13 protein-coding genes and 1 tRNA gene are annotated in these 12,378 nt (G+C 71.7%); 11 read left to right on the forward strand and 3 right to left on the reverse strand.

The features are described 5' to 3' along the window. The first annotated feature begins 192 nt into the window (after positions 1 to 192). Entirely contained in the window at positions 193 to 798 is a 606-nt protein-coding gene (locus tag IH45_RS0126590; RefSeq protein WP_030673538.1) for an HD domain-containing protein, read from the forward strand. A 182-nt stretch (positions 799 to 980) separates the two neighbouring features. On the opposite strand, the gene IH45_RS0126595 is transcribed toward IH45_RS0126590, so the two are convergent. Continuing rightward, a complete protein-coding gene (locus IH45_RS0126595) occupies positions 981 to 1,484 on the reverse strand; it encodes a hypothetical protein (RefSeq protein ID WP_030673541.1) in 504 nt (167 codons plus the stop codon). Between the two features lie 304 nt (positions 1,485 to 1,788). Here IH45_RS0126595 and argC point away from each other — a divergent pair, with 304 nt between their 5' ends. From argC to IH45_RS0126625, 6 genes are all read left to right on the forward strand, one after another. Beyond that, positions 1,789 to 2,817, forward strand: a complete 1,029-nt coding sequence (gene argC / locus IH45_RS0126600) for an N-acetyl-gamma-glutamyl-phosphate reductase (RefSeq protein WP_030673543.1) — start codon at positions 1,789 to 1,791, stop codon at positions 2,815 to 2,817. Further along, positions 2,814 to 3,968 (forward strand): bifunctional glutamate N-acetyltransferase/amino-acid acetyltransferase ArgJ, encoded by a 1,155-nt coding sequence (argJ, locus tag IH45_RS0126605; RefSeq protein WP_030673545.1) that lies wholly within the window; start codon positions 2,814 to 2,816, stop codon positions 3,966 to 3,968. Before argC ends, argJ begins: the two co-directional genes overlap by 4 nt. Further along, a complete protein-coding gene (argB, locus tag IH45_RS0126610; RefSeq protein ID WP_032918460.1) occupies positions 3,965 to 4,918 on the forward strand; it encodes an acetylglutamate kinase in 954 nt (317 codons plus the stop codon). Before argJ ends, argB begins: the two co-directional genes overlap by 4 nt. Next, positions 4,915 to 6,174 (forward strand): acetylornithine transaminase, encoded by a 1,260-nt coding sequence (locus tag IH45_RS0126615; protein ID WP_030673549.1) that lies wholly within the window; start codon positions 4,915 to 4,917, stop codon positions 6,172 to 6,174. Before argB ends, IH45_RS0126615 begins: the two co-directional genes overlap by 4 nt. Before the next feature lie 8 nt (positions 6,175 to 6,182). Next, a complete protein-coding gene (locus tag IH45_RS0126620) occupies positions 6,183 to 6,725 on the forward strand; it encodes an arginine repressor (RefSeq protein WP_003982563.1) in 543 nt (180 codons plus the stop codon). Positions 6,726 to 6,812: 87 nt separating this feature from the next. Further along, on the forward strand, positions 6,813 to 7,982 hold the full coding sequence (locus tag IH45_RS0126625) for a metal-dependent hydrolase family protein (RefSeq protein WP_030673552.1): 1,170 nt from the start codon (positions 6,813 to 6,815) through the stop codon (positions 7,980 to 7,982). 51 nt (positions 7,983 to 8,033) lie between these two features. On the opposite strand, the gene IH45_RS1000000150870 is transcribed toward IH45_RS0126625, so the two are convergent. Further along, positions 8,034 to 8,615 (reverse strand): ATP-binding protein, encoded by a 582-nt coding sequence (locus tag IH45_RS1000000150870; protein WP_030673555.1) that lies wholly within the window; start codon positions 8,613 to 8,615, stop codon positions 8,034 to 8,036. 133 nt (positions 8,616 to 8,748) lie between these two features. Between IH45_RS1000000150870 and IH45_RS0126635 the strand changes: the two genes are divergently transcribed. Together IH45_RS0126635 and IH45_RS1000000146885 are read left to right on the forward strand one after the other, a co-directional pair. After that, complete coding sequence (locus tag IH45_RS0126635; protein ID WP_030673558.1) at positions 8,749 to 9,984, forward strand: helix-turn-helix domain-containing protein; 1,236 nt, start codon at positions 8,749 to 8,751, stop codon at positions 9,982 to 9,984. Positions 9,985 to 10,026: 42 nt separating this feature from the next. Next, a complete protein-coding gene (locus tag IH45_RS1000000146885; RefSeq protein WP_324607960.1) occupies positions 10,027 to 10,467 on the forward strand; it encodes a hypothetical protein in 441 nt (146 codons plus the stop codon). Here the strand turns inward: IH45_RS1000000146885 and IH45_RS0126640 are convergent. Next, positions 10,433 to 10,506 (reverse strand) — tRNA-Pro (locus tag IH45_RS0126640). The genes IH45_RS1000000146885 and IH45_RS0126640 overlap by 35 nt on opposite strands. A 183-nt stretch (positions 10,507 to 10,689) precedes the next feature. On the opposite strand from IH45_RS0126640, the gene IH45_RS0126645 reads away from it, so the two are divergent. Both IH45_RS0126645 and IH45_RS0126650 read left to right on the forward strand, forming a co-directional pair. Next, positions 10,690 to 11,058, forward strand: a complete 369-nt coding sequence (locus tag IH45_RS0126645) for a DUF488 domain-containing protein (protein WP_030673561.1) — start codon at positions 10,690 to 10,692, stop codon at positions 11,056 to 11,058. 102 nt (positions 11,059 to 11,160) lie between these two features. Beyond that, the gene (locus tag IH45_RS0126650; protein ID WP_030673563.1) at positions 11,161 to 12,354 is read left to right on the forward strand and encodes an argininosuccinate synthase; all 1,194 of its coding nucleotides are present in this window, start codon (positions 11,161 to 11,163) and stop codon (positions 12,352 to 12,354) included. The last annotated feature ends 24 nt before the right edge of the window (positions 12,355 to 12,378 follow it).

Consider the following 12,378-nt stretch of genomic DNA (forward strand, 5'->3'; position numbering starts at 1 on the left):
GGGGTCGGGGGTCGGGGGTCGGGGGCCGGGGTCGGGGCCGGTCCCGGGTCGGGCTTCGCGTACGCAGGCGGAGTCGCGACGTGCTCGGCGACGGCGCGCTCGGCTGTGGCGGTGCCGCCCTCGTGGTGTCGTGCGCGCGTGATCGTAGGCTGGGGCGCCCAGAGTGCGATCTTCTCTTACGGGGGTACGACGATGCTGATCGATGTCGCAGGTGTGGAGGTCCGCTTGGGGCGGGCCATGGAGCTCGCGCAGTCGGTGTGCGAGGAGTACGCGGACGACGCGCTGTATCACCACTCGATGCGCTCGTACTTCTTCGGCGCGGCATGGGCGCAGGCGCGTGGCCTCGAATTCGACCAGGAGTTGTTGTTCGTCTCCGCGATGCTGCACGACTTGGCGCTCACCCCGCCCTTCGACAGCCACACCCTCCCCTTCGAGGAGGCCGGCGGCCATCTGGCGCGCGTCTTCACGGCCGGCCTCGGCTGGTCGCGCGAACGGCGTGACCGGGCAGCCGAACTCATCGTGCTGCACATGCGGGACGATGTGGCGCCGGAACGGGACCTGGAAAGCCGCCTGTTGCAGGTGGGAACGAGCGCGGATGTCTCCGGGGCGGGGCTCGACGCGTTCGACCCCTCCTTCGTCGAAGCACTCGTCGCGGCATACCACCGCCTGGGCTTCGCCGCGTCCTTCGTCGGTCTCTTCCGCGACCAGGCGGAGCGCAAGCCGGACTGTGCGGCAGCGAAGCTGGTGGCCGGCAAGTGGCCGGACAGCACCATGGCCAATCCGATGGAGCGTGTCTGACGGGGCGCGGGCCATGCTGCCTGTGCGGCGTCTCGCCCGCGCCGAGTAAGTCGAGCGCCCACGGCAGGCGTGCTCTCTCCGGCGGCTCGGGCTGCGCAGCCCGAGCCGCCGGCAAGGTGAACCGCGACCCCGACCTGGTGTGACTGAGCGCTTCAGGTGGCGGCTTTCGCCGACTCGCATGCTCACCATTGGCCGAGCCTGGTGCAGAGGAAACACCCCTCCCATCGCGGGAGGGCGCTAAGGACACGGTGCTGCGGGCATGAGGCCACCGCGCGTTCGTCCGGTCCGGGGAAGCCCCCGACGAGGTGAACGTCGTCGGATGGTACGAAGGACTCGACCATGGCTTTGAACCGGCGCAGGTAGTCCAGGGCGAAGGGCGGGTCGTAACTCAGCTCACTCCAGCGGTGACGGCTCGACGCGAGGGTGATGGCGCGCAGCACGAAGTCCTTGGCCCGGGCACGTTCCACTGCAATGCTGCCCCATGCAATGTCCTGCAGGTCGAATCCGACCGCACCGTGTCCCATCACGCTCTGGTCCTGCAGAGTCAAAAGAGCCGCGAAGCGGTAGTCCCACTCGTCGTCGGCAAGATCGGATACCGCCGGCATCAGCACGTCGATGAACGCCTCTGTGCCGCCGTTGGACAGGTACAGGCTCTCTTCTCCACCACCACCGAATGTGTTCCCCACAGGACCACGTTATGACGCTGCCGGTACTGCGGATCTGCGGCTTTGCGAGGGCAGATGCCCCTGGCCGGCTTCGCACCCACCAGTCCGCCGGCGGAGGCCGGCGCGCCCTGCCTGCGAGCGCCGGGTGCTACGCGTGGCCCGGCCTTGGCGCACGTCCCCGCCGAATCGGCTGCCTACGTCCGCCGAGTGAAGCGCTCACCCGCCACCTGAAGCGCTCAGTCACACCTGGGGCGGGCCCGCCCCCACCCTCCATTGCATAAACCTGCCTCTATCCGTATAGTCATGCCCCCAAGGAGGAGGGTCCATGTCAGTACGGGCAGCAGTGGCCGGAGCGAGTGGCTATGCCGGGGGAGAGGTCCTGCGGCTGCTTCTCGGGCATCCGGACGTCGAGATCGGTGCGGTGACCGCGCACGGCAACGCCGGGCAGCGGCTCGGTGCGGTGCAGCCGCATCTGCTGCCGCTGGCCGGGCGGGAGCTGGTGGCCACCACGGCCGAGGCGCTGGCCGGGCACGATGTGGTTTTCCTCGCGCTGCCGCACGGGCAGTCCGCCGCGGTGGCCGAGGCGCTGGGGCCCGAGGTGCTGGTGGTGGACTGCGGGGCGGACTTCCGGCTGGCGGATGCCGCGGACTGGGAGAAGTTCTACGGGTCGCCGCACGCCGGCACCTGGCCGTACGGGCTGCCCGAGCTGCCCGGCGCGCGGGAGGCGCTGCGCGGGGCGCGGCGTATCGCGGTGCCGGGGTGTTATCCGACGGCCGTCTCGCTGGCTCTCTTCCCGGCGTACGCGGCGGGGCTGGCCGAGCCGGAGGCCGTGGTGGTCGCCGCCTCGGGCACTTCCGGGGCGGGCAAGGCGCCCAAGCCGCACCTGCTGGGCAGCGAGGTGATGGGGTCGATGAGCCCGTACGGGGTGGGCGGGGTGCACCGGCATACGCCGGAGATGGCGCAGAACCTGAGCGCCGCGGCGGGCGAGCCGGTCACGGTGTCCTTCACGCCGACGCTCGCGCCCATGCCCCGGGGCATCCTCGCCACCTGCTCGGCCAAGGCCCGGCCCGGTGTGGATGCGGCCGATGTGCGGGCCGCGTACGAGAAGGCGCTGGGGGACGAGCCGTTCGTACGGCTGCTTCCGGAGGGGCAGTGGCCGTCGACCGCGGCCGTGTACGGGGCCAACACCGCGCTGGTGCAGGTCGCCCTCGATGCGGCGGCCGGCCGGATCGTGGTGGTCAGTGCCATCGACAACCTGACGAAGGGCACCGCCGGCGGCGCGGTGCAGAGCATGAACATCGCCCTGGGCCTCGACGAGGCCACCGGGCTTTCTACGATCGGAGTCGCACCGTGAGCGTCACGGCAGCCAAGGGTTTCTCGGCGGCGGGCATCGCCGCCGGGATCAAGGAGAACGGGAACCCGGACCTCGCCCTGGTGGTGAACAACGGGCCGCGACTGGCCGCCGCCGGCGTCTTCACCAGCAACCGCGTCAAGGCCGCTCCGGTCGTGTGGTCCGAGCAGGTCCTCAAGGGCGGCCAGGTTTCGGCCGTCGTGCTCAATTCCGGCGGAGCCAATGCCTGCACCGGTCCGGCCGGGTTCCAGGACACCCATGCCACCGCGGAGAAGGCCGCCGAGGTGCTCAAGGGGCACAGCGCGGGGGAGGTGGCCGTCGCCTCGACCGGGCTGATCGGGGTGCGGCTGCCGATGGACAAGCTGCTGCCGGGCCTGGAGAAGGCCGCGGTGGAGCTGAGCGTGCACGGCGGGGAGAAGGCCGCGATCGCGATCAAGACCACCGACAGTGTGCACAAGACCGCCGTGGTGAGTGGCGACGGGTGGACGGTCGGTGGCATGGCCAAGGGGGCGGGGATGCTCGCGCCGGGGCTGGCCACCATGCTCGTGGTGCTGACCACCGACGCCGATGTGGAGGCTCCGGTGCTGGACCGGGCGCTGCGCGATGCGACGCGGCAGACGTTCGACCGGGTCGACTCCGACGGCTGCATGTCCACGAACGACACGGTGCTGCTGCTGGCGTCCGGGGCGTCCGGGGAGGTGCCGGAGTACGACGCGTTCGCGGACGCGGTGCGCAGCGTCTGCGACGATTTGGCGCGGCAGCTCATCGGGGACGCGGAGGGCGCCACCAAGGACATCCGCATCGAGGTCGTGAACGCGGCGAGCGAGGACGACGCGGTCGAGGTGGGCCGGTCCATCGCCCGTAACAACCTGCTCAAGTGCGCCATTCATGGTGAGGACCCGAACTGGGGGCGGGTGCTGTCCGCCATCGGCACCACCTCCGCCGCCTTCGACCCGGACCGGCTCAACGTCGCCATCAACGACGTCTGGGTCTGCAAGAACGGTTCGGTCGGCGAGGACCGGGACCTGGTCGACATGCGCTACCGGGAGGTACGGATCACCGCCGACCTCAGCGCCGGCACCGAGTCCGCGGTCATCTGGGCGAACGACCTCACCGCCGACTACGTCCACGAGAACAGCGCGTATTCGTCATGAGCGCCCGCAAGCACACCGCGCTGCCCAAGGCCCGCACCCTCATCGAGGCGCTGCCCTGGCTGACCCGGCACCACGGCAAGACCGTGGTCATCAAGTTCGGCGGCAACGCCATGGTCGACGAGGAGCTGAAGGCCGCCTTCGCGCAGGACGTGGTCTTCCTGCGGCACGCCGGGCTGCGGCCGGTCGTCGTGCACGGCGGCGGCCCGCAGATCAGCGCCCAGCTGGACCGGCTGGGCCTGGCCTCGGAGTTCAAGGCGGGCCTGCGGGTCACCACGCCCGAGGCGATGGACGTCGTACGGATGGTGCTCGCCGGGCAGGTGCAGCGCGAACTGGTCGGCCTGCTCAACCAGCACGGCCCGCTCGCCGTCGGCATGACCGGCGAGGACGCCCACCTGATGACCGCCACCCGGCACTACGCCGAGGTGGACGGCGAGCGGGTGGACATCGGGCGGGTCGGCGAGGTCACCGCGATCGACACCGGCGCCGTACAGGCCCTGCTGGACGACGGCCGCATTCCGGTCATCTCCTCCGTCGCGCGCAGCGCCGACGAGGGTGACGGGACCGGCGTCTTCAACGTCAACGCGGACACCGCGGCGGCGGCCCTGGCCGCGGCCCTCGGCGCCGAGACGCTGATGGTCCTCACGGACGTGGAGGGCCTGTACGAGGACTGGCCGCACAGCGATGAGGTGATCTCCCGGCTCACCGCCACCGAGCTGGAGAAGCTGCTGCCCGACCTGGCCAGCGGCATGGTGCCGAAGATGCGGGGCTGCCTGCACGCCGTACGCAACGGGGTGCGCACCGCCCGGGTCATCGACGGCCGGGTCCAGCACTCGATCCTGCTGGAGATCTTCACGGACGAGGGGATCGGGACGATGGTCGTGCCGGACGCGGAGACGGACCGGGACGCGGGTACGGAAGCGAACGTGAGCGAGAAGGCGGGAGCGGCATGAGCGGCACGGCGAGCGGTACGGCCACGGCGCCCGGCACGGCGGCTGGCGCGGCGTCCAACACGGCGCTCACCGAGCGCTGGCAGGGCGCCATGATGGACAACTTCGGCACGCCCCGCGTCCCCCTCGTACGCGGCGAGGGCGCCCGGGTCTGGGACGCCGACGGCAACGCGTACCTCGACTTCCTCGGCGGCATCGCCGTCAACGCCCTCGGCCACGCGCACCCCGCCGTCGTCCGCGCGGTGTCCGAGCAGATCGCCACCCTCGGGCACGTCTCCAACTTCTTCGTCGCCGAGCCGACCGTCGCACTGGCCGAACGGCTGCTGCGGATCGCCGGCCGCCCCGGCCGCGTCTACTTCTCCAACTCCGGCGCGGAGGCCAACGAGGCCGCCTTCAAGATCGGCCGGCTGACCGGGCGCACCCACATGGTCTCCACGACCGGCGGCTTCCACGGCCGCACCATGGGCGCCCTCGCGCTCACCGGCCAGCCCGCCAAGCAGGACCCGTTCCGGCCGCTGCCCGGCGACGTCGACTTCGTACCGTACGGGGACACCGAAGCCCTGCGCGCCGCCGTCACCACCGAAACGGCCCTCGTCATCATCGAACCCGTGCAGGGCGAGAACGGCGTCGTCGTCCCGCCGCCCGGCTACCTCGCCGCGGCCCGCGAGATCACTGCCGCCACCGGCACCCTGCTGGTCCTGGACGAGATCCAGACCGGCATCGGCCGTACGGGCCACTGGCTCGCATCGCAGGCCCAGGGCGTCGAGGCGGACGTGATCACGCTGGCCAAGGGACTCGGCGGCGGCCTGCCCATCGGCGCCACCCTCGCCTTCGGCCCGGCCGCCGGCCTGCTCACCCCCGGCACGCACGGCTCGACCTTCAGCGGCAACCCGGTCGTGTGCGCGGGCGCCCTCGCCGTCCTGGACACCATCGAGGCCGGCGGACTGCTCGACCACGTCAAGCGGGTGGGCGAGCGGCTGCGTGGCGGGATCGAGGCGTCGGCGCACCCGCTCGTCGGCCAGGTCCGCGGCGCCGGCCTGCTCCTGGGTATCGTCTTGTGCGAGCCCGTCGCACCGCAGGTGCAGCGAGCGGCTCAGGACGCGGGCCTCCTGGTGAACGCGGTCGCGCCGGACGTCATCCGGCTCGCCCCGCCGCTGATCGTCTCGGACGACGAAGCGGATACGTTCCTCCAGAAGCTCCCCGCCGTCCTCGACGCGGCCCTCGCGGGGGCACACGGGGTACAACGATCCGGAGACTGACGACAACGATGACCGAGGCGCAGGACAACGAGACGCTGCACGGGGGACCTGCCGTACCGCAGACCCGCACCGCCCGCCACCGCCGGATCGTGGACATCCTCAACCGGCAGCCGGTCCGCTCCCAGAGCCAGCTCGCCAAGCTGCTCGCCGACGACGGCCTGTCCGTCACCCAGGCCACGCTCTCGCGCGACCTGGACGAACTGGGCGCGGTGAAGATCCGCAACACCGGCGGCGAGCTGATCTACGCGGTACCGAGCGAGGGCGGCGACCGCAAGCCGCGGGCGCCGTTGGGGGAGTCCGCCAAGGAGGAGCGGATGCGCCGGCTCTCCGGCGAACTGCTCATCTCCGCCGAGGCGTCCGCCAACCTCGTGGTCCTGCGCACCCCGCCGGGCGCCGCGCAGTTCCTGGCCTCCGCCATCGACCAGGCCGAACTGCACGACATCCTCGGCACCATCGCCGGCGACGACACGCTGATGCTCATCAGCCGCGACCCGGCGGGCGGACAGGCGCTCGCCGACCACCTGCTGAATCTGGCGCAGAAGGCGCGCTGACCCGGCCGGTCCCGCCCCGTCTCCCGCCCGGCCCCTGTGTACTGGGGACCCGCCCGGCCGCCGTGGCCGGGCGGCACGGGAGGCCCGATGCTGGCAGTACGCGCACGAGCGCTGTTCGACGGGGTGGGACCAGGGCTGATCGAGCGGCCCACCGTACTGATCGAAAATGGCCGGATCGCGGCGGTCAGCCCCGGCGGAGTACCAGTGGTGGGCGCCGAGGTCCTCGACCTGGGCACCGCGACCCTCCTCCCCGGCTTCATCGACACCCACACCCACCTGGCGTTCGACGCGAGCGACGACGTGATCGGCCGGCTCACCGCGGCCGACGACGCCACCCTCCTGGAACGCATCCGGGCCGCGGCGCGGGCCTCGCTGGCCGCCGGGGTGACGACCGTACGGGACCTCGGCGACCGCGGGTACCTGACCCTGCGCCTTCGCGCGGAAACCGCACGGGACCCGGCCGCGGGCCCGCACATCGTCGCCTCCGGCCCGCCGATCACCACCACCCGCGGCCACTGCTGGTTCCTCGGCGGGCAGGCGGAAGGCGTGGCGGGCGTCCGCGCGGCCGTACGGGAACGGGCCGAGCGCGGCACGGACGTCGTCAAGGTCATGGTGACCGGCGGCGACCTCACGCCCGGCTCGGACCCGTACAGCGTGCAGTACGGCCGCGACGAACTGCGCGCCGTCGTGGACGAGGCCCACCGCCGGGGCCTGCCCACCGCGGCCCACGCCCACGCCGTCACCGGCATCCGCGAAGCGGTCGCGGCCGGCTTCGACACCATCGAACACTGCTTCTTCCTCACGGAATCCGGCGTCGACTTCGACCGCCGGGTGATCGAGGAAATGGTCCGCCGAGGCACCACCGCCTCCCTCACCCTCGGCGCCCTCCCCGGCGGCCCACCGCCCCCTGCCCACATCGCCCGCCGCATCCCGTCCCTGATCGCGGGCCTGGGCACCCTGCGCGAGGCCGGCGTGACCATGGCCCTGGGCAGCGACTCGGGAATCTTCCCGGTCAAGGCCCACGGCAGCTACCCGTACGGCGTGACCGCCATGACCGACTTCGGCTTCACGCCCGTGCAGGCCTTGCGGGCGGCGACATCGACGGCGGCGGTGGTGTGCGGGGTGGGCGGACGGAAGGGACGGATCGCTGCCGGGTACGACGCGGACCTGATCGCGGTGGGCGGGGATCCGGTGGCGGATGCGGGGGTGGTGCGGGAGGTGGTGGCGGTGGTCCGGGGTGGGGTGCGGGTGGGGTGACGGACGTACGTGTGGGGCCCGCCCGGATCGCGCGTCTGCGGGATCGCGCGTCTACGCGCGGTCCCGTACGCACGCGCGTGGCGTCACCACGGTCAGGTGCTCGGGCCTTCGGGAGCTCCACTGCCCGGGCCCCGACTCCGGCCGGAGCACCCACTCGGCGCCGCCGAGTACGTCGGTGACGATGCCGTGCCGCCCGGTCTCCCCGTCCTGAACCAGATCGCCCACCCAAGGGTTCCGCTCGCCGCGCATCCCCTGCCCGCCCCCGTACAGCTCCGCCCACACCCGCTTCCCCCACGGCAACGGATCGGTGCCCCAGCCTTGGGCCACCCCGGCCACGAGCAGCAGACCGCGCCCGGTCTCGTCCGCCCCGCCCGGCTCCCGGAGCCACGGCACCTCCCTCGACTTGTCCACGACCCCGATGCGAACCCGGGCCGGCTCCAGGCGGGCGACCGTGACCCGGACGGAACGGCTGCGCGCGTGCTGGACGGCGTTGGAGACCAGTTCCGAAATGATCAGGGCGCCGTCCTCGGCCAGTTCCTCCAGACCCCAGGCGGAGAGCGCGTCGCGCACCAGACGTCTGGCCGCGGCTGCGCTCTCGGGTGTGCGGGACAGGGTTTCGGCAACTCGCACCATGCCGATTCGCCCTTTCAGGTCGGTCGCGTCCCCGGGGCGCCCGTACGGCTGCCAGGGGCTTACGGACCGATCATCGGGACGAGCGCCTACCGGCCCCATCCCACCTCCCTATGTACCGCCCTATATTCGCCGTATGACGGCACCCGACCTCGGCCTCTGGTCCCACCCGGAGCTGCTTTCGGCGCTCGTGACTGAGGACTGGGGTGCTGTTCTGCGCACCTACCGCAAGCTTTCGGGGCTCTCGCAGACCAAGGTCGGCGAACTCGTCGGTCTGGTGCAGCCGGACGTGTCGGACATCGAGCGCGGGCGCCGCCGGGTGACGTCACGTGAGGTACGGGAGCGCATCGTCGGCGGGCTGGGGGCGCCGTCCCACGTCGCGGGGCCGGAACGCCCGCCCGTCGCGGGGCTCGTGCTGCCCGGGCCGGGGCCGGACGACGATCTGCTCGCCCGTGTCACCGGCGCGGCCGACGCCACGCACAAGGTGGATGCCCCCACGCTGGACTGGCTGGACAGGCTGCTCGCCGAGCATCGTTCCGCGGAGGACCTGATCGGGTCCCGCCCGCTCGTGGGCTTGATGCGGCAGCAACTCCGCCTCGTTGTCGACCTGTTCACGGGCGCCCGTGGGCCGCTGGCGGGCCGGGTGATCCGGCTCGCCTCCGAGCACGCCCAGTTCCTCGCGTGGATGGCGCAGGACCAGGGACAGGCCGCCGCAGCTCTCACCTGGTACGACCGCAGTCACGACTGGGCGCTGGAGGCCGGCGACGCGGACATGGCCGCCACGACGCTGAGCATGAAGGCGCACCTGGCGTGGTCCGGTGGCCAGGGCGGCCGCGCCGTACGTCTCGCCGAGGCGGCGCGCTGGTCGGCCCCGGACGCGTCTCCCGGCGTACGGGGGATGGCGGCGCAGATGGCCGCGCGCGGTCACTCCCTCAACGGCGCGGGCGGCGAAGCCCACCGTCTGATCGACGAGGCTCAGGCGCTGATCGACCGGGCGTCCGGGCGCCCGGAGGACGAACCCGCGTGGATGTACTTCTACGGCGACACGTGGTTCACGCTCCAGCGCGGCATGATCGCCGTGCATCTGCGGGACTGGAGCGGTGCCGTCGGACACCTGCGAACCGGGCTGGCCGGGCTGGCGGACTCCTACCGGCGGGACCGTACCTGGTACGGATGCTGCCTGGCCCACGCGTACGCCGGTGCCGGAGAGGCCGCCGAGGCGCTGGCCGTATCCCTCCCGCTCGTCCCCGACGCCGCCACGATCGGCCGCCCGCACTCCTGGAACGAGCTGCACGCCACGGCCGCCGCCCTGATCCGCGCCGGAGCGAAGGAGGGGCGCCTGCTGGTGGAGGCGCTGCGGCAGTACGACTGATGACCGTAACCGTGCCAATCGCCCAGAAGGGATCCCGGCCCGATGACCCCTGCCCCGGAACTGCGCCACTTCTCCCACGCCGACCTGCCGGACATCCGGCAGACCTTGATCGACGTGCATGCCGATGTGCACGCCGCCCGCATGGCCGACGACAAGTTCCGGCGGAAATTTCCCTGGTTCGTGGATCACTGGGGCGGCAACCCCGGCTTCTCCTGCGTGGTCGCGTACGACGGCAGCCAGGCCGTGGGCTTCGCGTACGGCGCTCCCGGCGCGCCGGGGCGGGAGTGGTGGCGGGGCCAAGAAGATCGGCGAGGACCAGCCGTTCCCGGATTCTCCGGTGTACGCGGTCATGGTGGCCGAGCTGCCACCGGCGCAGCCGGAGCCGGAAACGATCGAGGGCCCCGTTCCACCGAAGTGGAACAAGGCCCTGACCTGCGACTCTTTCGAGTCGGGACGACAGGATTTGAACCTGCGACCCCTTGACCCCCAGTCAAGTGCGCTACCAAGCTGCGCCACGTCCCGGTGCTCGCTTCGGCCGGGTTTCCCCGGTCGCGGCGTGCAGAAGAAAAATACCCTGTCCGGGCCCCGGAATCCAAAAAGGGGTCGTTACGGCGGCTCTCGGGGGGTGGGGCGGGGGCCGCGCCGCGCCCCAGACCGGCCGGGAAGCGCCGGGCGGGGTGGGGTGGTGCGTGGTTGCATGGCGGTATGGGTGATCAGCGCGGAGAGATCCGGCAGCGCCGGGTGTACGAGGAGCCGGAGGCTGCGGACGGTACGCGGGTGCTCGTCGACCGGCTGTGGCCCCGGGGGGTGGCGAAGGATGCCGCTCACCTGGACGAGTGGTGCAAGGACGTGGCGCCCTCCGGTGAGCTGCGTACCTGGTACGGGCACCGGTCCGAGCGGTACGCCGAATTCGCCGAGCGGTACCGGCACGAGCTGGCCGGGTCGCCGGCCCGGGAGGCGCTGGGGCGGCTGCGGGAGTATGCGGCGGCCGGGCCGCTGACCCTGCTGACCGCGACCAAGAGCGTCGAGCAGAGCCATCTGACGGTGCTGGCGGAGGTGCTGGAGGGGGAGTAGGGGCGCCAGGCGCCCGGCATTCGGGTGAAGCGCATTGACGAATCATGCGGTCGAGTGCATAGTTATGCCTATCAGTGAATGCACCGCCGTAAGGAGAACCCCGTGACCGAGCGCGTCGTACTCGCCTATTCGGGCGGTCTGGACACCTCCGTCGCCATCGGCTGGATCGCCGAGGAGACGGGCGCCGAGGTCATCGCCGTGGCTGTGGATGTCGGCCAGGGCGGCGAGGACCTGGATGTCATCCGTAAGCGCGCGCTCGCCTGCGGTGCGGTCGAGGCCGAGGTCGCGGACGCCAAGGACGAGTTCGCCGAGGAGTACTGCCTGCCGGCGATCAAGGCGAACGCCCTGTACATGGACCGGTACCCGCTGGTCTCCGCGCTGTCGCGGCCCACGATCGTCAAGCACCTGGTCGCCGCCGCCGCGAAGCACGGCGCCACCACCGTCGCCCACGGCTGCACGGGCAAGGGGAACGACCAGGTGCGGTTCGAGGCGGGGATCTCCTCCCTGGCGCCCGGTCTGAAGTGCATCGCTCCTGTCCGGGACTATGCGATGACCCGGGACAAGGCGATCGCGTTCTGCGAGAGCAAGAACCTGCCGATCGCGACCTCCAAGAAGTCGCCGTATTCGATCGACCAGAACGTCTTCGGACGGGCCGTGGAGACCGGCTTCCTGGAGGACATCTGGAACGCGCCGATCGAGGACGTGTACGAGTACACGGCCGATCCGGCCGCGCCGCGTGCGGCCGATGAGGTGGTCATCACGTTCCAGGGGGGCGTGCCGGTCGCGATCGACGGTCAGTCCGTCTCCGTGCTCCAGGCCATCCAGCAGCTCAACGAGCGGGCCGGGGCGCAGGGCGTCGGGCGGATCGACATGGTCGAGGACCGGCTGGTCGGCATCAAGTCCCGGGAGGTCTACGAGGCCCCGGGCGCCATCGCGCTGATCACCGCCCACCAGGAGCTGGAGAACGTCACCGTCGAGCGCGAGCTGGCCCGCTACAAGCGGCAGGTCGAGCAGCGGTGGGGCGAGCTGGTCTACGACGGTCTGTGGTTCTCGCCGCTGAAGCGGGCGCTGGACGGGTTCATCCAGGAAGCGAACCAGGCCGTGTCCGGTGACATCCGGATGACGTTGCACGGGGGGCGCGCGGTGGTCACCGGGCGGCGGTCCGAGCAGTCGCTGTACGACTTCGACCTGGCGACCTACGACACGGGTGACACCTTCGACCAGTCGCTGTCGAAGGGCTTCATCGAGATCTTCGGGATGTCGTCGAAGATCGCCGCGAAGCGGGACCTGGCGTAAAGGGGCGGCTTCCGTCCCGCATCC

It is taken from the genome of Streptomyces rimosus subsp. rimosus, from assembly GCF_000720725.1.
GTDB classification, from domain to species: Bacteria; Actinomycetota; Actinomycetes; order Streptomycetales; family Streptomycetaceae; genus Streptomyces; species Streptomyces rimosus_A.